This window comes from Hymenobacter volaticus, assembly GCF_022921055.1.
Classification (GTDB): Bacteria; Bacteroidota; Bacteroidia; order Cytophagales; family Hymenobacteraceae; genus Hymenobacter; species Hymenobacter volaticus.
The window spans coordinates 2,572,242-2,595,744 of record NZ_CP095061.1 but is presented as its reverse complement, the minus strand read 5'-3'; the positions used below and the strand labels follow the sequence as shown (position 1 = coordinate 2,595,744).

The window sequence follows — 23,503 nt, the reverse complement described above, 5'->3', positions numbered from 1 at the left end:
CACCATGCCCAGGACAACTACTTGCTGATCGGGGGTTAAATGCTTAGCAGCCTAAAGACCACAAATCCGCGTCCTGCAAGTGTTATAGTTTCTGTTCCAGCTACTTGAAGTTGGCGGTGGTTAAATAAACTTCGATGGTTGATGGCTTATGAAGCACGAAAGCAATTATCTACCTTGCTTTTGGCCTTAGAACCGCGCAATTACCCGCAAATTCACAACGCGCTGCGACAGGTAGTTGGGCACGGAATACGTACGGCCGTTCAGGTCCTGAATGTAGCTGTAGCCGCCCACGTTGTTGGCGCCCAGTATATTGAGTATTTCCAAGCCAATCCAGAGGCTTTCCAGCTGACCGATGCGCCGTTCGCGCTGGTTGCTTAAGGCTACCACTTTCGAGAACCCTAAGTCGACGCGCTTGTAGGAACGGGTTTGGGCATCGGTGCCGCGCAGCTCGGGCAAGCCGGGCGGGCTAAACGGCAAGCCCGTACCAAACACAATGTTCACGTAGCCGCGCACCGAAGGGTTGTTGGGCAAGTGGTCTTGAAAGAAAACGCCCAAATTAACGCGCTGATCCTGGGGGCGGCGGATGTAGCCTTTGGCATCGCGCCCCACAATGTTGCCGTCCTCGTCATACCGCGTCACAGAGTCGCCTTCGATGTTTTCGCGGGTGGTGAGCACGCCCAAGCTAAACCACGATTCAGCCCCGTTCACGAACTCGCCGCCAATGCGCGTATCTATGCCGGCCACGTACGCGGTGGCATTGTTTTTAGCGAAATAGCGCAGCCGCACATTATCAATGTCGTAGGGCACCACGTCGGTGAGGTACTTCACGTAGGCCTCGCCATTGAAGCGGAACGGCCGCCCCACTGCTCGAACCGAATTTCGTTGCCGACAATGAAGTGCATGGAGCGTTGCGCCCGCAATTCCGGATTTAAGCTGGCTTCGATGAGGAGCGGACTACCGGGCGTAGCGCGCATGCCTTGCTGGTCGCGCAGTTCGCGGTAGAAAGGCGGCTGATAGTACAAGCCAGCCGCTACTTTGTAAGAGCGGTTGGCGTGCTGGCGCGGGATAAAGGAAAACTGCACCCGTGGGCTCACCACCAGCTGCTTGTTTACCGACCAGTAATGCGCCCGCACCCCGTACGTGAGCGTGCGCAACGAATCTAGTTCCAGGGTGTGCTGCGCATAGCCCTGCGTGCGGGTGCTGCTCAAATCCAGATCCGAGATTTGCCGGCTGCGGCGCCCATCGGGCACGTAATCGGCCGAATCGGCGAAACTGTACTCGTTGAGCGCATCTTCAATTCGCTCCCGCCCCGTCTTGACACCGAAGCGCACCGTGTGGCCGGCACCTGGCGTCCAGCGGGCTCGGGCTTCGGCGGTGGCAATGCGCGCGGTGAGGGTATTGCGCGAATGGTCGAACCGGGACCCGACGTCACGCTGGCGTACGGCTTTGTTGAAATCGGGCGAATTGGGGTCGCGGTTGATATCGGCCAAACTGTAGCTGGCTTCCACATCCCGGTATTCTAATTCGCGCGAGTAAACGAGGCCGCCTAGCAACTCGGTTTGAAACTTGTCGCTGAAGTTATGCTTCAGGTTGAGGCCACCCTGGTACATGTCGTACTGCATCCGCTCCCGCCCATCGTACACGATAAATAACCGCGTGAATTGGTTGGTAGCCGTGCTGAAGGTGCTTTGGCCGGTTTCGGGCGTGAAACGGTAGTCGTTGTGCGCGAAAGTGGTCAGCAGCCCTAATGACGTGCGTTCCGGGTAGTCCTTAGGGCCTAAATTGGCATTGAGGTAGACTTGCCCATCATAGAACGTGGGGTTGTAGCCGCCTTGTTGCTGCTTGAGGGAGCGTAGCACGTAGGTGGCATTTTTGTAGCGCACTCCGGCCAAGTAGCTTAGGCGCTTGTTGGGCGAAGTGGCTTCCACGTGCATCGCGCCTCCCACCAAACTCGCCGTGGCGGAGGCCCCGAATTTAGCAGGCTGCTTGTAGGCAATGTTGAGCACCGACGAAAGCTTGTCGCCAAACTGCGGCTGCCAGCCACCCGTCGAAAACTCTACCTTGCTTACCAGATCAGGGTTGATGAAGCTTAGGCCCTCCTGCTGCGCCGCCGTGACCAGAAACGGCCGGTATATCTCGATACCGTTGACATACACCAGGTTTTCGTCGTAGTTGCCGCCGCGCACCGAGTAAGTGCTGGTTAGCTCGTTGGTCGACGTTACGCCGGGCAAGGTTTTGAGAATGGCGTTGAAATCACCGAACGGCGACGGCAGCACCTTGGCCGTGCGCGGATCGAGCTTGATCATGCTGACCTGCTCGCGGGTATCGGCTTCGTCGTTGCGGCCCCGCACCGTGACATTGCTCAAGGCCCGGGCGTCGCTCTGGAGCGTCAGGCGTAGTTCGCGCTGGTCATCGGTGAGCGTTAGGGGCACGCGCAGAGGCTTGAAGCGCAGCCCGCGCACTACCAGCACCGCCGGGCGGCCCGTGCGAACTACATTCAGGGTGAAGCGGCCTTCGCTATCGGTGGAGGTACCGCCGGGCTGACCTTCTACTCCTACTCCTACTAACTCTACGGGTTGGCCGTCTGCATCGCGCACAATCCCGCTGAGGGTAATGCGCGTTTGCTGGGCCACCGCCGTGGCCGGCGCTACTACTACAAGCGTGAGAGGTGCCAGCCCAAGTAGCGGCACTGCTCTCAACAAGTTCAAACACAAAGGCCGCACCAACCAGCCCATAGCAGCGGAAAAGTGGGGCATTAGCTCGGCTCCTGTTCTTCCAGATTAACTCCCGCCGCAAGCTGCGCCCGCATATCGGCCAACGTAGCCACGGGGTCCGGCGAGTTGAATACAAACGAACCGGCCACCAACACATCGGCACCCGCTTCTACCAGGGCCAAGGCATTATCTTGATTGACGCCGCCATCAATTTCAATCAGCGCCGCCGAGCCACTATCGATCAGCAACTCTTTTAGGGCCGCTACCTTGCGCAGCGTGTTTGGAATAAAGGATTGGCCCCAAAACCAGGGTTCACCGACATCACCAACACCAGATCGAGGTCGGCGGCAATGTCTTCGAGCAGCCATACCGGCGTGTGCGGATTCAGGGCCACCCCGGCCTGGCATCCTAGCGCCTTGATTTGCTCGATCACGCGGTGCAAATGCGTGCAGGCTTCGTAGTGCACCGTAATCATGTGCGCCCCGGCGTCACGTACGGCCGAAAGGTAGTTCTGCGGGTCCTCGATCATCAAATGCACGTCGAGCGGCTGCTTGGCGTGGCGGTGAATGGCTTGAAGCACCGGAATCCCGAACGAGATATTGGGCACGAAGCGGCCATCCATGATGTCGCAGTGCAACCAATCGGCGGCGCTATTGGCCAGTCGCTCGGTTTCGAATTGAAGATTAGCGAAGTCGGCAGCAAGCAAGGACGGAGCCAGCAATGGCGCCCGGCGGCGAGTAGGAGTCATACCGCGAAGGTACAGAGTAAGAAAGTAACGGCATATCGGCGCAACACAACTATTAGCGAGCATTTACTTTCGCTGTGCAACGCTTGGCAAACCTAAACGCTCAAGTTCGCTTGCTACTTATCTGGCAGCGTTACTAAACGGTTAATTATCATTCTGAAATGCTGCGTAGCGAGCGGAAGAGAAATTGGAGTGAAACCATTTAACAATTGTATCCAAATGCCTCTTGTATCGGAACGGCAAGAGAATGCCAACGCAAAAGCTGCCGGGCAACCGTTATGCCGCGTGCAAGATCACGAAGAGCGAAGCTGTAGAAATAACAAGCCAGAGCAACACTCCTAATATATAAGGCCGTATTCCCACGGAGCGCACCACCTTGACCGACAAACCGGCCCCAATAAAGAATAGGGTCGCCGTCAGGCCAATCTTGGCTAGCTGCACCAGCACCGGCCCTAGCGGCTTGGCTACGGGCACGAATGTATTGAGTAGCATGGCAGCAACGAAGCCGAGAATGAAATACGGAATCTTGACCTTGACGCCTTGCTGCTTGAAGAGCAGAGCCGTGCCAACTGATACGGGGATGATCCAGAGGGCGCGGGCTAGCTTCACGGTGGTAGCTACTTGCAAGGCTTGGTCGCCGTAGGCTGCCGCTGCTCCAACCACCGAACTGGTGTCGTGGATGGCAATGGCGCACCAGAGGCCGAACTGGTTCTGCGTCATGGCCAGAATATGCCCAATGGGCGGAAAAGCAAATAGTGCTAGGGCATTGAGCACGAACACAGTACCAAGTGCTACCGACATTTCTTCGTCTTTGGCCCGGAGCACCGGTCCTACGGCCGCAATGGCGGAGCCTCCGCAAATGGCAGTGCCGCACGAAATCAGATGCACTACCTGTCGGCCCAGCCCTAGCCACTTGCCAATGAAGTAGCCTAACAGCAAGGTTCCCGAAATAGAAGCTACGGTAAACAAGACACCTTCTTTTCCAGCCGCCACCGCCGCTTGCGCGTTCATGCCAAAGCCTAGCCCGATAACCGAGAACTGCAGCAATTTCTGCGTCAGGCGGCGCGTATGAGTGGAGAAAGGATTGCCCAGCGTTTGAGCTAGCAGGAGCCCCAGCGCCAAAGCCATCGGAGGCGAAGCCCAGGGCGTCAAGCAAAAGACGAAGAACAAGGCAAACACGCCCTGGCGCAAGGTGAGGTCATGCCCCAATACCGCGTAAGGCGTGTGAAAGCGGCGAAAAAAGTGGGAGTAGGAAGCTTCAGCAATAGGTGCAGCCGGTAGCTTGGAATCGGTGGCGGCATGAGAGCAGCACATGGAATTAGCTGCTCAAATGTACGCTAGCCTAAAATGGCTGAATAACCTGAAATTGTTATTACCTATTACTATAAGTTATAAATAAGGCTGACTGCTTGACTAGTAAGCTGCTCGGTACAGCACACCCTTCAACTGCCGCGCCTCGGCCAGTAAATGCTGGAGTACCGCTGACCGATCATCGTGCCGCCACACCATAAATACCGGCGAATGATGCGGCAACTCTATGAACCGCAAGCCTTGCATCGGGCTGCCAGCGTATGACATTGGCAGCACCGATATACCCAAACCGGCCGCCACTAAACTTAGAATAGTGGCCCCAAAGTCAGAGGCAATAGTGAGTTGCGGCTGATAGCCGTACTGCGCAAACAGCTGCCCAAGAACCCGCACGTAGGGCGAATCACCGTTCAGGGCCGGCAACACAAACCGCTCTTGGCGCAAATCAGCCAGTGAGGTAAACGCTTCCTCCCGAAGCCAATGGTGGTCGGGCACTACCAAGGCCAGCGGCTCTAGGAAAAGCTGCTCCGAAGCCAAAGCCGGACTTCCCGCCGGATGCCGCCACACGCCCAGGTCCACTTGGAAGGTGAGCAAGCGCTGCTCCGATTCCGTAGCAATTACCTCGATGAGTTCCAACTGCACCAGCGGGTAGCGCGCCGTAAAGCCGGTCAGCAGCTTAGGTAGCCATGCGTGAGCTACTGCCCCGATGTGCCCAATACGCAAGCTACCCACCTCGCCGGCGCTAATTTGCTGCGCGTGTCGTTGCACCGCTTCTAACTCCGGCAATAACCGCTGCCACTCCCCTTGCAGCAGTTGCCCGGCCGCTGTCAGGCGCACGGAGCGCTGATTGCGCTCGAATAGACGAAACCCTAACTCACTCTCAAGGCTCTGAATGTGGCGGCTCAACGATGACTGCGTCATGTTGAGGTGTTCCGCTGTCTGCCAGAAATGGAGCTTATCTGCTAAGCGCAGAAAGTAGCGTACCTGATCTAGGTTCATTGATGCAGTTGTTGCATTAGTTGCACCGAAAATAGCATTGTTGTGCATCAATGCACTGCCTAGTTTTGCTCGTATTACAGGACCGCCCTTCACCCAACTGCAACGCTTAGCTTTTTACCGTTGCATCCTCGCAAGCAACTTGATACCCTCTTTTCACAGAATAAGTATTTTCACCGCACAACTCATTCTCTCATGCTACACCTCACCCGAGCTACTTCTGAAAACCTTGATTTTCGAGAGTTGGTCCAGCTGCTTGATCAAGACTTAAGAATACGCGACGGAGACGAGTCTGCCTTTTATGCCCAATTCAACAAGATCAACAAAATCAACCACGTCGTAGTAGCGTATCAAAACGACCAACCCGTGGGCTGCGGGGCATTCAAGGAATTCAACCAGGAGTTAGTGGAAATAAAACGCATGTTTGTGTTGCCCGCATACCGGGGGCAGGGAGTTGCACAGGCGGTACTCGGTGAACTGGAACAGTGGGCAAACGAATTGCACTACTCTGGCTACGTTTTGGAAACTGGCAAAAAGCAGCCCGAAGCTATCCGGCTCTATCAGAAAAGCGGCTACAAGATTATTCCGAATTACGGACAGTATGCCAACGTGGAGAATAGCGTGTGCATGCAGAAATAGCTAAGAGGTGGATGTAATGCATAGAAAAAGAAAAAGAAAAAGGCAGGTGCTGTACGTTTCCGTTAGCACCTGCCTTCACTTTATTCAGCGCGTTGTTTAACGCTTACTTGCTGTTTGCGTTTGCTTCTTCTTTATTCCAAGCCTTCCAATCGAGCTTGCCATCCTCGGTCTTACGGAGGAAATAGGTCTGGTCGTCTTCCTGGCGCTTACCGAACGTAACGTCGGCACGGCAATCTAGGCAGCGCAGCGAAGTATATTTGAATTTATCCTGGGCCACGCGGGCCGTCAGGTCAAGGTTGTCGGAACCACAGATGCCGCACTTGGCCACATCAGGAAAACTAAGCCGCTCATATTCGGTCACCACCTCGTGGAGGTTAGCACCTTGAACGGTGAAATGAAACTGGCGACGCCCCAGGCGCTTCGAAATCATCATTTGTAGCATGCTACTGATATTTTGGGTTTGAAAACCCGAGTTAAAAAAGAGTAGAATTCAGCTTGTTGAATTCCCGGACAAGATACTAATATTTTTCGCTTTATACTAATAATATTGACAATCATCATTAGTCAGACAATGCTGATTTGTTACCTCACCACTAGCAACACAACTACTGCCTGATGAACCGCACGCTACGCTGCACTTTTGCACCCGCCTGCACATCGCAGCTATACACGCCCTTGGCAAGTGAGGCTGTTGGCAAGCGCACTTCCGTGGCAGTGGTAGCAGGTAGTTGATGCTCGGCCACCAAGGCACCGCGCGCATCATAGAAACGCACTTGGAGCGGCAGGGCTCGGAAAGCAGGTGTGAGTTGCAAGTACAACTCGCTGCCATTTGCCGGATTGGGATATACCACAAGCTGGCCGTTGGTAGTAGCGCGGTTGCTGGTCGCCAACGGCACACCCGGATTAGCTAAGCTGTAGGCTAGTACGAAATTTGGGATGCCATAGCCTCGCAAGTTGTCGGGGGTAGTGAATTGCGAGCCGGAACGCTGTAGAAAGCCGATAACCTGTTGCGCCGTGAGTGTGGGATTGGCTTGCCAGAAGCCCGCCACCATACCCGCTAATATTGGGCAGGAAAACGAAGTGCCATCGTTACGTCCCGGCTGTCCATTCACCCCTATCACGGCTGCCTGCACACCCTGCGTCGCCAGGTCGGGCTTTATGCGGTTATCAGCACTTGGCCCTTTTGAACTACGGGCGGAATAGTTGCGCAACGAATCGACGGCGCCAGCAGTCAAAATAGAATCCGCATCCGACGGCGCCAACAGGCTTGGACCACTGCGTAAGCCATCGTTACCTATCGAATTGACGACTATCATGCCCACCCGAGCCGCGACAGTGGCCGCTCGCGTAGAAATGGCTGTCCGGCCGTTCAAGTTGGCGTACGAGTAATTAGCATACGATATATCGAAGGTGTTGTAGCCCAGCGACGAACTAATGATATCGACGCCCGCGGAGTCAGCTCGCTCAGCGGCCACCAACCAGTTCACTTCTTCAATTGGATTTTCTCTTTCATATTCCTCCGTGATATAAAGCCGATACGTGGCCTTGGGAGCAGTGCCAATGAAAACACCAGTTTGGTTAGCTGCCAGCGTGGAAAGCGTATTGGTACCGTGACTATCGCGCCCATACACGTTGACGTTACGGTCCACGAAGTTGTAGGTATCAGCAATGCGGCCGTCAGTGCGCAACGAAGCAAACGGCGCCGACTGATTCACGCCTGGAAAGCCGTCGTCGAACACGGCAATCTGTATGCCTTCACCCCGGAAGCCAGCGTTGTGCATGGTCACGGCTCCAATCATATTCGCCTGCTGATAAGCGGTGCCGTAGACTGGGTTGGCCGAAGGGCGCTGTTGGTTGGTTTCGGCGGGCAACTCGGTGTACTTGAGCGGTGTGACAGCAGCCGTTGTCCGGTTCACGGTTTGGGTAGCGCGCACGAAAGGCAGCGCTTGTATGGTGGTCAGCGTGGCAGAGTCGCAGTTAACCACCACGGCATTGAACCAGCGCGAAGTATACCAGACGGTTGCACCCGGCACTGCTTTCACTTGCGCAACGTAGTTGGGCGTTACGGGCAAGTCGCGGGGCAGCACCGGAATGCTTTGGCGAGTGCGGCGCGTAATAGCCCGCGCAGAAAGGAAATCTTGGGGCCGGCTTACGGTGAAAGGCGTGCCCGCTTTATCACGAAAATACACCAAATGCTTGCGCGCTTTGGCGGCCGTACTACCCGAAGCGGTTTGCGCCAGAACTGGCGTCAGGGCCGAAGCCACGAGTAGCCCGGCAAGTGAAACAAAAGAAAGAAGGCGCATAAAATAAACCGGTTGAAGACCTGCCGGAAGATACGGATTTAGTACCAAGCCGAGTCGGTATCACTCACTGAATCTGTCGATGCTACTACAGCCTTATTCCTTGCTCGAATTTCCACATTTAACAAGTACAGGGCACTCCGTATCACCCACCTAGAACCGTCGAGCAGGTACGCCAACCTTAAAACACAAAAACCGCCACCTGCAAACTAGGTGGCGGTTTTCGCTGAGAATTTAACTGTTATCGGCCTTTCTCAACTAGCACCTCCGTGCGCGTCGCTCCTCTATAGATTACTCCCGGAACAGGCGCATCGACAGTACCAGGCTCAGTGTAAATAAACCTGCGTCGATTCCTGTATACAAGCCCCTCACCCTGTGCATATACTTGCCGTACCCGAAAATAATAATATGCATTGATGTAGTCTGGATCCAATCGGTCGTCGAGCGTAGAGGTAGTTAGAGTTTTCGGATATGTAACCGTAGTGCTACCAGAAGTGGTAGTGAAAGGCCCATAGAGGTTGATGTAGCGAAGATTTTCTTTGGTTCCCTCTATATCGTTAAACGCGTTGGCATTCCAGTAGCCTTCCCGAACCGGAAATATCAGCTCTACCCGACGTACGTTGTTGCGCGTAACCAGTACGTTGCCCGCTGCCGGGCTAACGACCAGCACACTATCGTCCACCCAAGGATCAGTGGCCGTGTTGCGGCGCGACCGGACCACCCGAAACGCTTGGCGACCAGTTGCGTCTACGTATTCCTCGGCCACCCGCTCCCGAAACTGGAACTGGTTGTACGATTTCACGTTGCGCGTCCAAATGGTGTCCGTTACGTTGTAGATGCGAAAGTCACCTACTGCCAACGGATAGTAATTGGTGTCGGCAGGCACTATCGTCACCGATTCGTTTTTGCAACCCGCTACGGCCACTGCTAACAAGGCGGCAGCAAGTAGGCAACGCGACGAATACCAACCCTTCACCAACGAATAGCGCAACATAAAAACTAGGATTATAGCGTGGCAATAACGGCCGAAGATACGGGAGTTTCGCCAATAGTGTGTCGCTCAATCCAGCCTCCGCCCAACACATCCTGGCCGTCGTAGAATACGGCCGCCTGACCCGGCGTTACGGCGTGCACCGGCTCCTCGAAGTAGACGTAGATTTTCTCACCAATCTGTTCCAGGAATGCCGGAGCACCATCGTGGTTGTAGCGAATTTTGGTGGTACTCGGCACCAAGCCCCGGCCTTCCAACGACGCAAATTTGCCCATATTCAACTGCCCTACCACGGTGCGGCTACTCGCCAAATCGTCGAAATTGCCGAGTACTACTTCGTTGGTATCAGGCCGAATTTCCGTTACATAAACCGGGAAGCCCAAGGCCACGCCGAGTCCTTTGCGCTGCCCGATGGTGTAGAACGGATAGCCTTCGTGGGTACCCACAAACGTCCCGTCGCGCAACACAAACCGGCCACCCGCCACCCGCTCTTCCAAGCCCGGCACCCGGCGCCGTAGGAAGCCACGGTAGTCGTTGTCAGGGATAAAGCAGATTTCGTAGCTCTCGGGCTTGTTCACGAGTTCGGTAAAACCGCGGCGGCGCGCCTCGTCATAAATTTCGGTTTTGCGCATGTGCCCCAGCGGAAACAGCGTGCGGCTCAAGCTCTCCTGGCTCACGCCCCACAGTGCGTAGCTTTGGTCTTTGTTTTCATCGAAGCCTTTGCTGACCACGTAGCGGCCGTCTTCAAAGCGCACATTGGCGTAGTGGCCAGTCGCAATGAATTCGCAGCCCAGTTGATCAGCCCGGCGCAGCAACGCGTCCCATTTGATGTGGGTGTTGCAGAGCACGCACGGATTGGGCGTGCGGCCGGCCAAGTATTCGTCGGTGAAATTTGAAATTACAAAGTCGCCAAACTCGTCCCGAATATCAATAATGTAATGCGGAAAGCCGAGGTCCACGGCAATCTGGCGAGCATCGTTGATGCTGTCGAGCGAGCAGCAACCGGTTTCTTTTTTCGAGCCTCCCGCCGAAGCGTAGTCCCAGGTTTTCATGGTCATTCCGACCACTTCGTAGCCTTGCTCGTGCAGGAGCACGGCCGCTACCGATGAATCAATACCGCCGCTCATCGCGACGAGGACGCGGCCCTTGGTAACGGGCGGCGTGGAAGATGCAAATTGCGTCATAAAGAAAAGCGCCCGTGGAGTCAAGGTCCGCGGCCACGTGGCAAAGATAACACATGCCGCCCGCTTGGGGTTTCCTTTGCATTTTCTTTGAACGCCGCAGGTCATACAAACCACAGGTCGAACGTTGCGGCTGAATAGGAATGGTTACTTTTGCGCTTCGCCAAGCGGAAGCTGTTTGCTGCCGCTGCCCCAACTTTCTTGCGTATGTCCTTGCTTACGTCCGTGCTGGTGCGCGGCATCAACAACCTCTCCGATGCGCGCTACTGCGCCGGCATGGGAGCCGATCGGCTTAGCTTCCACCTCGACCCCTCCCTTCCGGGGCACCTCACGCCCGAAGCCGTGCAGGAAATCAGTGGCTGGATAGCGGGCGTAGACTTGCTAGGCGAATTCGATACCCTGCCCGCCGCGGCCATCAACGAATTGGCGCAGCGCTGCAATTTGCAAGGCATCTTGCTGCACCGCCGCCGCACCCCCGATGAAATGTCGAAGTTTACCCTGCCCGTCCTCAAACTCGTGCGTTGGATTCCCGACATGCTACCCGAAGACGTGGACACCCGCTTCCGCGACCAGCAAGCCTATACCTCTGGTTTCGTGCTGGCCCAAGCTCCTCCCCAGCCTCTTTCGCCCAAGCAACTCATCCACCTCACGCAGCAGGCCCGCACGTACCCTATGTGGCTCGGCGCCGACTTTGCAGCTAGCACCAGTAACTCCGTCCGCCAGTTCGTTGAAACCGTCCGACCCGCTGGTATTGTGCTAGAGGGCGGCGACGAAATCAAGCCCGGCCTCCGTGACTTCTCAGAGATGGAAGCTGTGTTTGAAGAGTTGGAAGCTTAAGTTCTAAACGACCCCAGTTTGCTACATTTACTTAGGTACGATGCTCTTCGGGTGGCAACTACCCCATGATGGTAATCAAACTATAAATCGGCTCTGTCAGGTACTGCTCACCGCTAACTTCTACATGAGCTTCCGCCAAGGTCCGCGGCAAGCTCTTCGTGAACAGTCGCCAGGCGACGGAACCATCCAGCGCGACGGTGGCGGCTACCGGCCCGGTATAGTGGCTGCCAAGTTCCCAGCTGTTGGCTTGCCGCCTCAGATACCAGGTGTCACCGGCCGCGCCGGTTACAGTGAACTGTAGCACCGTGCCGGGCTCGGCGGCTACCGCTCGGTAATGATGCGGCAGAGCCCGCACGCAGGTGCTAAGAAAAGGGTGGTACAGTTCCGGTGCCAAGAGCGGCGCCTCCTGCCCTACTGCTTGCCTGATTTGCTGTTGATGATGCCACTTCTCGGTGTAGTCGCGGGCTACGTGAAACCAGTTGGGGGACTGATCTTCCCCGGCCCAGCCGACGGAAAAAACGGCCGGTTCCAATGGCGGCAACGACGCCATATAGGCATTGTAGGCCGGGCCGCTTATTTCTAGGAGCCAGGTGATAATCTGTGGACTTAACCGCTGGCCTACGGCCACCCACTCCTCGTTTAACTGGTTGAGGTAGCGCACAATATCGGCATAGGCTGGGCTGGCGGGCCCAGGTTCACCAAAGTGCCCATCCCGAAGCATCGACAATGTCCGCAAGGAGCCATCTAGCAGGTGCAACGCCACATCGCGCACTCGCCATTTGGGGGCTACCGTGGCTTTATCCCAATCTGTTGGTGCCAACGAGCGCAACACGGCAATCAGGTGCTGATCGAGCACCGGCAGCAAATGGGCGGTATCTAGAACGGGAAGTGGCTGCATACGCCTAAGCAGTAGATTGAAGAGATGATGCGCGTGCCATGAATTTCAACGGCCAAGACTAGAAGTCTATCACCTCACCAAATTAATTCTTCACGTCAATTTAAACTGCACATACTTGATAGCAACGCCCTGCGACCGGTATTTGCTCTCGAAGTTGGTTTCAATGTCCTCGGCGTGTGGCAGCAGTTCAGGCGTGGCATAGAGGTCTTTGGTGAAAGCTAGAATCGTGACGCCGGGCGCTGTTGCAGAATTTCCAGCGTATAGTCAAATAGACCTTCGTTGTCGGTTTTGAGATGAACCAGCCCGCTAGGTTGTAGAAGCTGCTGATACAGGTCGAGGTAGCGCGGCGCAGTAAGGCGGCGCTTGATGTCCCGGTCGCGGGGGCGCGGATCAGGAAAGGTTATCCAGATTTCACTGAGTTCACCCGGTGCGAAGTGCTTCGGCAAATCCAGGGCGCGGGTACGAATGAAGCCAACATTAGTCAGCCCCAAGGCTTCGGCGCGGGTGCTGCCCCGCCAAATTCGGTCTCCTTTAATATCGAGGCCGAGGAAATTACGCTCCTGGTAACGCGCTGCTAGCCCTACCGTGTATTCACCTTTGCCGCAACCTACCTCCAGCGTAATTGGCTCGTTATTGCGAAAGAACTCCTGGTGCCACCGGCCACCTAACTGTTCGTAGGCAGGTTTGCCAGGCTCGACAATATCGGCTCGTTCCGCGTTTTCTGCGAAACGCTTTAACTTAATTCGACTCACTTACTTTCGTTGTTGGTTGATTTTTTGGGTTGTCTGTGCGCTTTTAAGTTGCCGCCTATTCGCTACTATTCGGGAATGAGCAGCAAACAACGAAACCCGAGTTAGAGGCCTTCTATTTCCGCCACTACAAAGGTACTGCCGCCAATGAATATCACATCCTCGGGGCCAGCAGCAGCACGAGCCGCCGCTACGGCAGTGACAACCGGCCCATACACTTCCCCTCGCAAGCCTACGGCGGCAGCTAGACTAGCCAACTCTGCGGCAGCCAAAGCCCGCGGAATTGATGCTTGGCAGAAGTAATAAGTAGCATCCGTTGGCAGCAAACCTAGCATCTTGGATACGTCTTTGTCGTTGACAACGCCCAACACGAAATGCAGTTGCCGGCGAGGCAGCCGCGCAAGTTGGGCTGTCACGAGGCGCAAACCGGCTTCGTTGTGGCCTGTGTCGCACACTACCAGCGGGTGGCGGCCCAGGATGGTCCAACGGCCGCGGAAGCCCGTAAGCTGGCGCACATTTCGCAGGCCTTCGCGCACTGCTGCTTCGGGCACCACAAACCCCTGACGGCGTAGCTCGTCCAGCACGGCCAGCACCCCCGGCAGATTTAGTTGCTGATAATCCCCGACCAAACCCAATTCTAGGTGCTGTAGCAGCGGCTTTCCATCATGCGTTACAGAAAGGACCTGAAACTCCTGGTCGGGCGCAGGCTGCGCTTCCAGTGTGGTCTGGTAGTGCTGATCGGCAAAAAGCAGTGGCGCCTGTTCAGTTGCTGCTTTCTGCTCGAACACTGCCTGCACTTCCGGCTGCGTTTGGCTGATGATGGCCGGAACGCCGGGCTTGATGATGCCTGCTTTTTCAGCGGCAATCAGCGGCAGCGTATTGCCCAGCAGGCTTTGGTGGTCGAAGCTGATATTGGTAATGAGAGAAACTAACGGAGTGATAATGTTGGTGGAATCTAACCGCCCGCCCAGACCTACTTCCACTACCGCCACGTCTACCTGTTGCTCGGCGAAGTAGGAAAACGCCAACGCCACGCACATCTCAAAAAAAGACGGCTGCACCTGCTCGAACATAGGCCGCCATTGCGCTACCCACGCCACCAAATACTCGGGGTCAGGTCCTGTCCATTCACCTTAATTCGCTCCGTGAACTCGCGCAGATGGGGCGACGTGTACAGCCCTACTTTATAGCCGGCCGCCTGCAACACTGCCGCCAACAAATTAGAACTGCTGCCCTTGCCGTTGGTACCCGCTACGTGTACACTAGGAAACTTTCGGTCGGGATGCCCAGTGGCTTCAGCCAGCTTCTCGGTGGTTTCCAATCCGGGCTTGTAGCCCGCCGCGCCCACTCGCTGAAAGATCGGTAGTTGGCTGTAGAGGTATTCGAGGGTTTCAGCGTAAGTCATAGCGAAGAAACTGATTAATAGCGGCCAGAAATAACAAGGTTAGTTACCAGCCCACAAAGCAAAGCCGCCGGCCGGAGAAATCCGACCGGCGGCCTTAAACTATTCTATGGGCTGGTTAACGCACCGTGAACCTGAAGGTATAGAAACCAGAGCCGCCGCCCGCTGCTGAATTAGTCCGGCGGAATTCGGCGTTTTCCAGCGCGTCGCGGCACACTTTCTCTTGGGCCGCCGACACATTGCCGGATACTTTCGTTACGGCTTCCACCTCGCCGTCGGCATTCACCTTGATGCGAAAACGTACAAAGCCCGAGTTATTATCGAGTGCTGGGGCGCTAGGGCGGTTTACGAAGGCCCAGCCGCTCATTTCAAGGCCACCGGAGCCGGGGCTACTGCCGCTGCCACCGCTACCGGGTTGGCCGTACAGCGCCTTGGCATCAAGCGAACCATTCGGGTCGCCCTGGTCGCCGACGGAGCCGGGCCGGTCGCCGTTGTTGTTGCCAGTGGGCGCGTTGCTAGTACCATTCACACCGTTGCCACCACCATTGGCGCTGCCCTTAGGCGTATAGAGCGTACGGGGCCGCTCTACGGGTTTGGGAGCCTCGCGCACTTCTTCCTTAACTGGAGTTGGCTCAGTGCGCTCCACCTTCACGGGCGCAGGCTTGGTTACGGGCGGCGCCGTAACGGGGCTTTCCTCGGCATCACTGGTAATAATTCGCTCTTGAGCTGCCTGCTGAGGCGCAGGCGGCGAAGCCGGGGTAGCGGGTTGCGGCGGGGTCGGCTTGGGGTCGGGGCTGGAAGCGGGCGGGCGGCTGTCTTCGCGGTTGCGCGAGTTGTTGGCAATTGCCATGCTTTGCACGTCGCCGGAACCCGCCTCATCAATGCCGTAGTTCAATTCTACTCCATCCCCCCCTAGCGCGTCGAGTGGCGGGTCGGGGCCCTTGAACACGGTGAAGAATAACACGGCCGCTAGCAGCGCGTGCAACAGCACCGTCCCGACTATGGCTTCTTTTCGATGTTCTTCGCGGTATTCCATGATTGACTCCGTTGCTTGTTTTCGCTTTTCGAGTTGATCTTCACTTGTTGAAGAGTAACTACTTCTGTATTCTAATCAACAAACGAGGTATCAACCACTACCGACGAACGAAAAACAGAGAAACTTACTTACTAGCAGCTTGCTGCGCTTGCGTGGCCATCACCATCTTAATCTTAAGGCGGTTGCCGATTTCCAGAATATCAACCAGCTTCTGCACGTTCTGCGAAGCGTCTACGCGTAGTACCACCGTAGGCAAATCCAGTTGTTGGTTGGCAATTAGGCTCTTCAATTCATTCTCCAGGCTTTCGGCAGAAGTGGGCTTCTTGTTGACGAAGACTGCCCCGGCCGCATCTACCGACACAGTAATAGGCTGCTTCATCACCTGCTTACTGCTTTTCGCGTTGGGGAGCAGCAGCTTGATAACGTTGGGGTTCACCATCGTCGACACAATCAAGAAGAACAGCATCAGGAAGAACATGATGTCGTTCATCGAGCTGGTCTCGACGTGCGAAGAAAGCTTACGGCGCCGGCTTAAATTCATTGCTATGAGATTGTTGAATAGCCGAATTGATAAATAGTTAGCCGTTATAATGGTTCATTAAACAGCCAACCATTTATCACTTCAGGTATTCAACCATTAATTGTCTTGCAGGATGTCCATGAACTCGATGGCCGAGTTTTCCATGCGGAATACCAGGCGCTCTACCATGATGCTCAGCCAGTGATACCCAATGTGGGCAATTATGCCGACGATAAGACCAGTGGCGGAAGTAACCATTTTGGTGTACAAACCGCCCGATATTTGGGCGATACCGAAGTCGCCGGTGGCGCTAATGGCGTAGAAAATCTTGATTACGCCGATGATGGTTCCTACGAAACCTAACATCGGCGCAATACCAGCAATAATGCCGAGGATGCTGATGTTTTTTTCGAGGCGGGCAATTTCCACTTTCCCCACATTTTCAACGCTGGCCTCGATGTCTTTGAGGGGCAAGCCGATGCGACGGATACCCTTCTCAATCATACGAGCAAGCGGCGTGGCCGTTTGGGCGCAAAGCATTTTGGCGCCTTGTAAGTCGCCTTTCACCATCAGATTGCGAATACCAGGCATGAACGACTCGGGTACGGCCGCAGCTTTCCGGATGGTGATGTAACGCTCTAAAATGATGTAGAGCGAAACGAACGACAACAAGAAAAGCGGAATCATGATGCCGCCGCCCTTTACAATCAAGTCAATTAAGGAGAGGTCGGAGGCGGCAGCATTGGCCGCGGCATTGGCAGCTGTAGCGGAAGAATCAGCGGCGGCAGCACCTGCTGCGGGGGCACTGCCGACTTGCATCTGAAGCAGCAGGGAAAGCAAAAGCGTCATGCTAGTAATTAAGAACCCAAAGAGTATTACCCATCCGCTTGCGCAGAATAGAGGCTTGGCGATCAGCAGAGGTGCGGTCAGGAAAGTCGGCGACAGAAAGCTTGTACTGGCGGCTGCCAGCGGGCGGCGTGATAACGCGGGCGGCGTGGCCTAACCGTACCAGGGCTTGGCGGCCTTTCTCGGCGTTGACCATAGTTGTATATGATCCGGCAATAACGTAGTAGCGGCCCGTACGGCTTTTTACAGTTGTGGCAGTAGTGCTTGCCGTTGCATTGGCAGCGGCAGCTTTTTCCCAACCAGGAGCCTTGGTAGCAGGCTTGGCGGCAGCTTTTGCCGGCTTTGCCTTTTGCCACCCACTTGTGGCAACAGCAGGTGTAGCGGTTTTAGGTGCTACTACTGGCTTAGCCTTCGCTGCCACAGCTGGTTTCGTAGCGGGCTCCTTTACCGGCTGGGCAGTTGCAAAGTTGTCGGCGGTGGCAAGGGCGGCTTGTTGCTGGCTAACGGCAGGCGCTACTTGCGCTACGGGCTGCGACGACCGCACCTGCTTTGCTGCTTTCTGTTCTTCTATCCGCAGGGCGTCGGGCAGATATCCCTGTTGGTCAGCAAACATATAGTTGGCCGAGAACACCAATCCAACCATTACAAATGCCAGCGCCCCCTGAAGCAAACGAGTCACACGCACCGAACGGCCTACCGACAGTTGCGGCAAAGCCGGTTGCCGCTCGCGTGAGTGTATGGCGTCGGTTGCGCGCACCGGACGAGCTACCAGTTCAGGCAACCCAAAGCTGGCATTAAGTAAATTGTCGGTGCCGATGTACTCAAACTCAAGCCCCCGACCTACCGACCGGCGAAACACGCCAATCCCGGGCAATTCGGTGCGCTGGTTGGTTTCCAATTCCTGCTGCATTCGAGCCACGGCTTCGCGTACCATTTGACGCGCTTGGACCGTGCTTAAGTTCAGTTTCACACTCAATGCATCCACCAGCAAGCCATCGTTGCGGGTCAGGGACTGATTGAAAGCCACACGCTTAGCTGGCGGAGCTAGGGTATGCCGCACCGGATGAATTCGGGCGGGTGCGTAGTCGGCAATCAGGCCGCCAAAATCAGGTATAATGACACAGTCATGGTCCCGGAGCAGGGTGCGGATATGAGTGGATAGCGGCAAGGTGTCGAAGGTTAGGTTAATGGTCTTAACACACAGTTGATAGTGCTTGGGCCTAGATAGATGAAATCGGGTTACCGTTTGTTCATGTATGCAACAGGCACTGTCCGCAGTGTACTAATTTTAGAAGTCGTATGTCGCGCCGAGCAGCACGTTAGCTCCTTTCACCGGATAGTTCAAGAACCGTTCATACTGACCGCCAATCAGGTTGTTACCCATAGCAAAGATGGATAGTTTTTCCATAATCCGGTAATCAGCGCGCAGGTTAAGGTCCACTACGGAATCGGTAGGACGCGCCACTTTGCGGTAGCCTACCGCAGATGACTGGTAATCATAACCAGTCCCGTAGCTTGAACTGTAAGTGTACAACTCTGCCCCTAGCAGCAACTTGTCGTACAAATTATGCGTGGCAAACAGCACCGTCTGAAAGGCGGGCCGATGATACGGCTGGGCCAGCGTTTTGACATTGTAGCCGTTGTAATCAAACTTCAAGCCCACACGAGTTTTTTCGACAGCGTTGTAAATAATCTCGCCGTGGACGTTGAAGAGTTGGGTAGCTTTCTTGTCGTATACCAGGTTGAATTTGGTGGAATCACCCCGATATAGGCCACCAACTACGCCTGGCTGTATATAACCCGCATTCTCATAGAAGTATAAGGTCCGGTCGTTGCTCAGCGTTACGCGGGCATTCACTTCTAGGGAGCGAGCTGGCGTGGCATTGAAGCCGACGTACAACGTGGGGCCCCGGCGAGTATCGGATACGCGCTGGTTGGGCGCCAGCCAGGGGTTCTCGGTGGTTAGGTCGTACATCGTTACGCGCTGTATGGCGCCTCCCAAGCCCGCAAAGGCCACAAACTTGTCTTCCGTGACGGTGTAAGCCAGTCGAATCGCCGGATAAACGTTGAGCTGCTGGGCCTGCCGGATGGTATCCCCGGTGTAGCCGAGCGTAGCACCTACCGATACAACCAGCCGATTCAGGTTGGCTTCGAAAGCTGGCGTAATTTGGAAGTAAGGCCGGCTGTACTTCAGAGAATCCTCGAATGAGATATAAGAAAAGTCGCCATTGACGGTCACGCGGCTGGTTTCGCCGAGCACGTAGGCAGAGCGCAACTCCGCATAGATGTTGTTTTCCTTGGCCTTGAACCGGTCGTTCCAGTGACGGTAGCCTACTCCCAGATCATACTGAAATTGAGCGTCGGTGGCGCGGTTGCGAGCGTATACTTTTGCACCGACCCGAGTGAACGTTTGTTTGATGTTATCGGCTTCGGGCAATACGGTTACGTTGCGGTTGTAGCCGTAGAAATTATACCGTTCGCGTCCTATCTCAAGTTTTCCCCCAAGCGCCGTAGTGCCGCTGTAGGTTTCCCCGTGAAAGTCGAGGTTAGTACGGCTTTGGCTGGAATTGTCTTTATCGACTGGGCCGCGAGCCGAGGCCAGGTGGTTCAGGTCGAGACCGTACGAAGCCGAGTTGCTGCGAGTGTTGTGCAGATGCAAGCGGCCGAGGAAGGTGGCGTAGTTGCCAACTCCTGCCTTCACATAATTACCGGTTTGCAGAGTCGGTTCCTCCTGCCGGATGGTTAGCACCCGCACCGAGGGGTTGAGTAGGTCGGCGGGCAACCGAAAATCCGGGTAGGTGTAGTTCACCTTGGCACCGGTTTTGGCGGGTGCCTCCACTTTAATTTTCTCGAAATTACGCGTGGCCTCGGGCAGCTGATTCACCCGTTCCTTTACAATCTCGATTTCAGCTTCTTCAATCTTGCCGCGGTTAGTAGGGCGCGTAGTTTGCGCCTGCACCACCACCGGGACAGTGGTCAACAGGCCAGCTAGCGCCAGCAGTTTCGACGGGGTAAACGTCATAGTTGGAAATTTAAATTCAATGCAGGCAGCAGTTCAAACAAACTACAGCAAGCATTTAGTATTCAGCTATTTATTTCCTTTAAAAATTTAAGGCTCACACTTCTATTCCTCTTGACCAACTGGTCCATCGGTCCGGTTGGTCGTGGTGTCGGTGGGCATTTCGGTGGATGGCACCAGGGAGCTACGACTAGCGGCTTTGCCTTTGGTAGCGGGCGTAGTTTTGGTGGTGCCGGGCTTGGCTGGGGTAGCCTTGGCTGGTGCCTTGGTGCCACCGGCGGCCGGGGTTTCGGTTGGCAAGGCGGCTAAGCGTTGCTTGGCACCTTCAATGATTTCGGCCAGAGGAAATTTATTGTCGATGATGGAATTGAGCGTGGCGCGGGCTTGGAAGGTTTCGCCTTGTGCCGCGTAGACATCGGCAATTAGTAAGAAGCCACGGCCTTGCCATAGCTCATAATTGGAGGCGTTAGTTTTGTAAGCAGCATCTAGCGCCTCAGGGTACTTCTTCTGCTGGTACAAAACATCGGCCACGAGGTAGAGCGCCTCCGCTCCGTTCTCGTCGGCTGCGGCCGTGGTAGCCGCGGTGTTGAGTTCGGTTATGGCTTGGTCGAGGTTGCCGGCTTTGAGGCTGGCTTTGCCTAAGTAGAGCAGCGCAGCATTGGTAGCGGCCGGCGAGGCAGCCTGCGTTTGCAGTTCCGCGGCCACCCGGCGGGTGCCTTCGTAGTCGGCACTCTCGTAGTAGCTCTTCATTAACCCCAAGCCTGCGTTAGCTACTTCGCGCTTGTTCTGGGACACTTCGCGCAGGCGGCTATAATACTTGATGGCTTCGGGGTAGTTCTTGTTTTCAAATTCGAGTTCGGCCACCCGGCCCACGGCCCGGTTCACAAACTCCGATTTGCCTTCTTCCACTACTGCTTTCAACTTGGGCAGCGCCTCGGTTTTCTTACCGGTTTTCAGCAGCGCATCAGCTAGAAAGTAGCGCCCATCTGCCGCTAGCGTATTGTCGGGATACTGCTTCAAGTAAGACTCTAGCCGAGGAATTGCTTGTGCATATTTCTCAGCGAGATACAAAGATTTAGCTGCTTCAAATTCTACGCTTTCCGTGGCCTTGTTATCCGGATTCTGCTGCTTAAACTGGGCCAAATACTGGTCGAACTCTTCGGTGCGTCCTAGGGCCGACAAGCTCTCTTGCAAGTTGTAGATAGCACTACTAGCAGCCTTGGTGCGGGGGTAAGCACTTAGCACTTGCTTGAAATCCACCACGGCTTTTTCGTGCTGCTCCAAGTTGGCGTAAGCTACGCCCCGCTTTTGCAGCGCCTGCGGAATCAGGGTAGAGTTCGGGCGGTTGGCAATTAGCTTGCTGAACCCATCGGCGGCTTGCTGGAAGTTACCGGCCTCGTAGTCGAGCTGGGCTTGCTGATACACGGCGTCGTCGGCGTAGCGCGAGTTGGGCGTGGTCTTCAGCAAGGTGCTCAGGGTGCTGGCGGCCTCGTCGCGGCGGCCCATCAGCCCGAGCGTCACGCTCTTTTGATAGTAGGCGTAATCTTTATCGGAGGCGTTGGCCGCAATTACTTTGTTGTAGAGTTCGAGGGCCTGCTGGTAGTTTTTGGCTACATAATAGGTGTCGGCTAGACGCAGCGACACGTCATAGTAGTTGGGGTCGGTGGGCTTGGCTACGGGGTCGTTGAGCCAGGCTTGGAACTGTGGCCGGGCCCGGTCGTACTGCTGCGTGTTGTAGTAAGCGTAGCCGAGGCCGTAGCGTGCTTTCTGCTCGAAGTCTTTTTCACTGGCACTTACGCCACCCTGCCGCGCCGCGCGGGCCGCCGCAGTGTAGGCCGTAATAGCAGGCTGGTACTGCTGCCCAACGCTGTAGATTTCGCCTTTCAACACCTGAGCAGCGGCGCGCAGCGCGTCATCCTCGGGGTACTTCAGGCTCTTGTCGAGCAGCGGCAGCGCATCGGAGTAGCGGGCGTTGTTGTAGAGCGTAGCGGCTTGCAAGTACGCTACGCGCTGGTAGGTCGCGTTTAGCTTGGAGCTTCGGTCGTCGAGGTTGTCGAGGTAATTGAGGGCCTGCGCGTAGTCCGACGAGTTCAGGAAACTCTCGCTAAGAATGTCATCGGCAACCGCTTGGTTTTTCGAGCGGGGAAATTTCTTGTTGAAGTCTTTCAGGGCCGCAATTACTTCCGGCGTATTGCCAAGCTCAAATTGAATCTGCGCGTACTTGAGCGCAGCGTTTTCACTGATGGTACGGTCGTAGCCGAGCTTGCGGGCTGCATCAAACGAGTTCGAGGCGAGCTGCTTCTGGTTGGTTTGCAGATAGCTCAACCCCAAGTGGTAGGCCGCATTTTGCCCGAGCGAATCACGGCGAGCCGCTACGGTCTTCAGGCTCCCAATAGCACCTTTGAAGTCGCCCTGCTTGTAGTTGGCGTACCCGATTTTGTATTGAACTGCGGGCTCTATCTTTTTGCGGCCAGCTGCATACTTATTGAAATACGTGGCGGCCGTTTTGAAATCCTTCTTCTGGTAATAGGCGTCGCCTACTAGCAGCTGAATTTCATCGGCGCTTTGTGGGGGCGGAGTCTGCGCTAGCGCTTTGCTACCGTAATCAATCAAACCGTCGAAGTCGCCTTCCTTGTAGTAAATCTGGCTCATGACGGCCGGTACTACGGGGCGGTAGGCATCATTTTGCTCGGCTACGGCCAAATCCTTGCGGGCGCCCGCGAAGTCGCCGGCACGGTAAGCTAGATAACCGGCGTAGTAGGAACTAGCGTAGCGGAACTCGTGCTGCCCTTGCTTGTTGCGGTCGAACTGCAGCTTGGCCTTGTCGAACTCTTTTTGGGCAAAATAACTGTAGCCGAGCTTGAACTCGGCTTCGGCACGCTGCTCACCCGAGAGGTTGTCGGCCCCCACTCGTTGCAAATAATCGGTGGCTTTGGCGTAATCTTTTTTGTCGAAGTAGAATTTCCCTAATTCGAAAAAAGCCACTGCGGCCTTAGGGTGAGCCGGATTCTGCGCTGCAAAGGCAAGAATCCGGTCTTCGGCATCGGGATGAAACAAGTAGAGGCCAGCCACGGCGTAGTAGTATTCCGCGTCGATGGTACGGCCAACGGCTAGTTCGCCGGTGCGGCGCTGGGTAAGCTCGGTGTAGCGCTGGAAAGCCTGCTGAGCGGCACCGTACTTGCCCCGGTCGAAGAGTTCGAGGCCTTCTTGAAAGTGGCGCTCGTCGTTGGCGAACACCTGAGTTTGCTGAGCCTGGGCGGCTAGCGGGGCAGTGGCGCTGAGGGTGGCGGCCAGCGCAATCCGGGGTATAAACTTCATTGCT

Annotated in this window: 20 protein-coding genes and 1 pseudogene; 2 read left to right on the top strand and 19 right to left on the bottom strand. The window is 55.6% G+C overall.

Features of this window, described 5'->3' with window-relative positions:
• Positions 1 to 186: 186 nt before the first annotated feature.
• From MUN86_RS11295 to MUN86_RS11275, 5 genes and pseudogenes are all read right to left on the bottom strand, one after another.
• Positions 187 to 864 (bottom strand): hypothetical protein, encoded by a 678-nt coding sequence (locus MUN86_RS11295; RefSeq protein ID WP_245125435.1) that lies wholly within the window; start codon positions 862 to 864, stop codon positions 187 to 189.
• On the bottom strand, positions 825 to 2,756 hold the full coding sequence (locus tag MUN86_RS11290) for a TonB-dependent receptor (protein ID WP_245125433.1): 1,932 nt from the start codon (positions 2,754 to 2,756) through the stop codon (positions 825 to 827). The genes MUN86_RS11295 and MUN86_RS11290 overlap by 40 nt, the downstream gene beginning before the upstream one ends.
• Positions 2,756 to 3,462, bottom strand: a pseudogene (gene rpe, locus MUN86_RS11285) (ribulose-phosphate 3-epimerase). Before rpe ends, MUN86_RS11290 begins: the two are co-directional and overlap by 1 nt.
• Positions 3,463 to 3,735: 273 nt before the next feature.
• Positions 3,736 to 4,773 (bottom strand): YeiH family protein, encoded by a 1,038-nt coding sequence (locus MUN86_RS11280; RefSeq protein WP_245125430.1) that lies wholly within the window; start codon positions 4,771 to 4,773, stop codon positions 3,736 to 3,738.
• A 99-nt stretch (positions 4,774 to 4,872) separates the two neighbouring features.
• Positions 4,873 to 5,766: a LysR family transcriptional regulator gene (locus MUN86_RS11275; RefSeq protein ID WP_245125427.1), complete on the bottom strand. Its 894-nt coding sequence runs from the start codon at positions 5,764 to 5,766 to the stop codon at positions 4,873 to 4,875.
• A gap of 192 nt (positions 5,767 to 5,958) precedes the next feature.
• Here MUN86_RS11275 and MUN86_RS11270 point away from each other — a divergent pair, with 192 nt between their 5' ends.
• Positions 5,959 to 6,402 carry a GNAT family N-acetyltransferase gene (locus tag MUN86_RS11270; RefSeq protein WP_245125425.1) on the top strand — a complete coding sequence of 148 codons (444 nt, stop codon included), beginning with the start codon at positions 5,959 to 5,961 and terminating at the stop codon, positions 6,400 to 6,402.
• Between the two features lie 103 nt (positions 6,403 to 6,505).
• Here the strand turns inward: MUN86_RS11270 and MUN86_RS11265 are convergent, their stop codons facing one another.
• The 4 genes from MUN86_RS11265 to mnmA form a co-directional block, all read right to left on the bottom strand.
• Positions 6,506 to 6,835, bottom strand: coding sequence for a hypothetical protein (locus MUN86_RS11265; RefSeq protein WP_245125422.1), 330 nt, complete (start codon positions 6,833 to 6,835; stop codon positions 6,506 to 6,508).
• A gap of 172 nt (positions 6,836 to 7,007) precedes the next feature.
• On the bottom strand, positions 7,008 to 8,705 hold the full coding sequence (locus MUN86_RS11260) for a S8 family serine peptidase (protein ID WP_245125419.1): 1,698 nt from the start codon (positions 8,703 to 8,705) through the stop codon (positions 7,008 to 7,010).
• Positions 8,706 to 8,943: 238 nt separating this feature from the next.
• On the bottom strand, positions 8,944 to 9,696 hold the full coding sequence (locus tag MUN86_RS11255; RefSeq protein ID WP_245125416.1) for a hypothetical protein: 753 nt from the start codon (positions 9,694 to 9,696) through the stop codon (positions 8,944 to 8,946).
• Positions 9,697 to 9,707: 11 nt separating this feature from the next.
• Entirely contained in the window at positions 9,708 to 10,877 is a 1,170-nt protein-coding gene (gene mnmA / locus MUN86_RS11250; protein WP_245125413.1) for a tRNA 2-thiouridine(34) synthase MnmA, read from the bottom strand.
• Positions 10,878 to 11,081: 204 nt separating this feature from the next.
• Here mnmA and MUN86_RS11245 point away from each other — a divergent pair, with 204 nt between their 5' ends.
• A complete protein-coding gene (locus MUN86_RS11245; RefSeq protein ID WP_245125411.1) occupies positions 11,082 to 11,711 on the top strand; it encodes a beta/alpha barrel domain-containing protein in 630 nt (209 codons plus the stop codon).
• A 58-nt stretch (positions 11,712 to 11,769) separates the two neighbouring features.
• Here MUN86_RS11245 and MUN86_RS11240 read toward each other — a convergent pair whose 3' ends face one another.
• The 10 genes from MUN86_RS11240 to MUN86_RS11200 form a co-directional block, all read right to left on the bottom strand.
• Positions 11,770 to 12,609 carry a maleylpyruvate isomerase N-terminal domain-containing protein gene (locus tag MUN86_RS11240; protein ID WP_245125408.1) on the bottom strand — a complete coding sequence of 280 codons (840 nt, stop codon included), beginning with the start codon at positions 12,607 to 12,609 and terminating at the stop codon, positions 11,770 to 11,772.
• A 218-nt stretch (positions 12,610 to 12,827) separates the two neighbouring features.
• Positions 12,828 to 13,361, bottom strand: a complete 534-nt coding sequence (gene trmB / locus MUN86_RS11235; RefSeq protein ID WP_245125405.1) for a tRNA (guanosine(46)-N7)-methyltransferase TrmB — start codon at positions 13,359 to 13,361, stop codon at positions 12,828 to 12,830.
• Positions 13,362 to 13,462: 101 nt separating this feature from the next.
• Positions 13,463 to 14,458 (bottom strand): bifunctional folylpolyglutamate synthase/dihydrofolate synthase, encoded by a 996-nt coding sequence (locus tag MUN86_RS11230; protein WP_311182089.1) that lies wholly within the window; start codon positions 14,456 to 14,458, stop codon positions 13,463 to 13,465.
• Positions 14,446 to 14,763, bottom strand: coding sequence for a folylpolyglutamate synthase/dihydrofolate synthase family protein (locus MUN86_RS31760; protein WP_311182016.1), 318 nt, complete (start codon positions 14,761 to 14,763; stop codon positions 14,446 to 14,448). The genes MUN86_RS11230 and MUN86_RS31760 overlap by 13 nt, the downstream gene beginning before the upstream one ends.
• Before the next feature lie 115 nt (positions 14,764 to 14,878).
• Positions 14,879 to 15,796: a hypothetical protein gene (locus MUN86_RS11225; RefSeq protein ID WP_245125402.1), complete on the bottom strand. Its 918-nt coding sequence runs from the start codon at positions 15,794 to 15,796 to the stop codon at positions 14,879 to 14,881.
• Between the two features lie 124 nt (positions 15,797 to 15,920).
• Entirely contained in the window at positions 15,921 to 16,337 is a 417-nt protein-coding gene (locus MUN86_RS11220) for an ExbD/TolR family protein (protein ID WP_245125400.1), read from the bottom strand.
• A 96-nt stretch (positions 16,338 to 16,433) separates the two neighbouring features.
• Complete coding sequence (locus MUN86_RS11215) at positions 16,434 to 17,165, bottom strand: MotA/TolQ/ExbB proton channel family protein (protein ID WP_245125397.1); 732 nt, start codon at positions 17,163 to 17,165, stop codon at positions 16,434 to 16,436.
• Between the two features lies 1 nt (position 17,166).
• The gene (locus MUN86_RS11210) at positions 17,167 to 18,330 is read right to left on the bottom strand and encodes an HU domain-containing protein (protein ID WP_245125394.1); all 1,164 of its coding nucleotides are present in this window, start codon (positions 18,328 to 18,330) and stop codon (positions 17,167 to 17,169) included.
• A gap of 120 nt (positions 18,331 to 18,450) precedes the next feature.
• Positions 18,451 to 20,184 carry a TonB-dependent receptor gene (locus MUN86_RS11205; protein WP_245125391.1) on the bottom strand — a complete coding sequence of 578 codons (1,734 nt, stop codon included), beginning with the start codon at positions 20,182 to 20,184 and terminating at the stop codon, positions 18,451 to 18,453.
• 102 nt (positions 20,185 to 20,286) lie between these two features.
• Complete coding sequence (locus MUN86_RS11200) at positions 20,287 to 23,499, bottom strand: tetratricopeptide repeat protein (RefSeq protein ID WP_245125388.1); 3,213 nt, start codon at positions 23,497 to 23,499, stop codon at positions 20,287 to 20,289.
• Between the last annotated feature and the right edge of the window lie 4 nt (positions 23,500 to 23,503).

Excerpts from the sequence above, each read along its gene's own strand:
- MUN86_RS11245 (WP_245125411.1), top strand. The coding sequence starts at position 11,082 with ATGTCCTTGCTTACGTCCGTGCTGGTGCGCGGCATCAACAACCTCTCC.
- MUN86_RS11275 (WP_245125427.1), bottom strand. The coding sequence starts at position 5,766 with ATGAACCTAGATCAGGTACGCTACTTTCTGCGCTTAGCAGATAAGCTC.
- MUN86_RS11270 (WP_245125425.1), top strand. The coding sequence starts at position 5,959 with ATGCTACACCTCACCCGAGCTACTTCTGAAAACCTTGATTTTCGAGAG.
- MUN86_RS11265 (WP_245125422.1), bottom strand. The coding sequence starts at position 6,835 with ATGATGATTTCGAAGCGCCTGGGGCGTCGCCAGTTTCATTTCACCGTT.
- MUN86_RS11280 (WP_245125430.1), bottom strand. The coding sequence starts at position 4,773 with ATGTGCTGCTCTCATGCCGCCACCGATTCCAAGCTACCGGCTGCACCT.
- MUN86_RS11255 (WP_245125416.1), bottom strand. The coding sequence starts at position 9,696 with ATGTTGCGCTATTCGTTGGTGAAGGGTTGGTATTCGTCGCGTTGCCTA.
- MUN86_RS11240 (WP_245125408.1), bottom strand. The coding sequence starts at position 12,609 with ATGCAGCCACTTCCCGTTCTAGATACCGCCCATTTGCTGCCGGTGCTC.
- MUN86_RS11260 (WP_245125419.1), bottom strand. The coding sequence starts at position 8,705 with ATGCGCCTTCTTTCTTTTGTTTCACTTGCCGGGCTACTCGTGGCTTCG.
- MUN86_RS11215 (WP_245125397.1), bottom strand. The coding sequence starts at position 17,165 with ATGACGCTTTTGCTTTCCCTGCTGCTTCAGATGCAAGTCGGCAGTGCC.
- MUN86_RS11290 (WP_245125433.1), bottom strand. The coding sequence starts at position 2,756 with ATGCCCCACTTTTCCGCTGCTATGGGCTGGTTGGTGCGGCCTTTGTGT.
- mnmA (WP_245125413.1), bottom strand. The coding sequence starts at position 10,877 with ATGACGCAATTTGCATCTTCCACGCCGCCCGTTACCAAGGGCCGCGTC.
- MUN86_RS11200 (WP_245125388.1), bottom strand. The coding sequence starts at position 23,499 with ATGAAGTTTATACCCCGGATTGCGCTGGCCGCCACCCTCAGCGCCACT.
- MUN86_RS11205 (WP_245125391.1), bottom strand. The coding sequence starts at position 20,184 with ATGACGTTTACCCCGTCGAAACTGCTGGCGCTAGCTGGCCTGTTGACC.
- MUN86_RS31760 (WP_311182016.1), bottom strand. The coding sequence starts at position 14,763 with ATGACTTACGCTGAAACCCTCGAATACCTCTACAGCCAACTACCGATC.
- MUN86_RS11220 (WP_245125400.1), bottom strand. The coding sequence starts at position 16,337 with ATGAATTTAAGCCGGCGCCGTAAGCTTTCTTCGCACGTCGAGACCAGC.
- MUN86_RS11225 (WP_245125402.1), bottom strand. The coding sequence starts at position 15,796 with ATGGAATACCGCGAAGAACATCGAAAAGAAGCCATAGTCGGGACGGTG.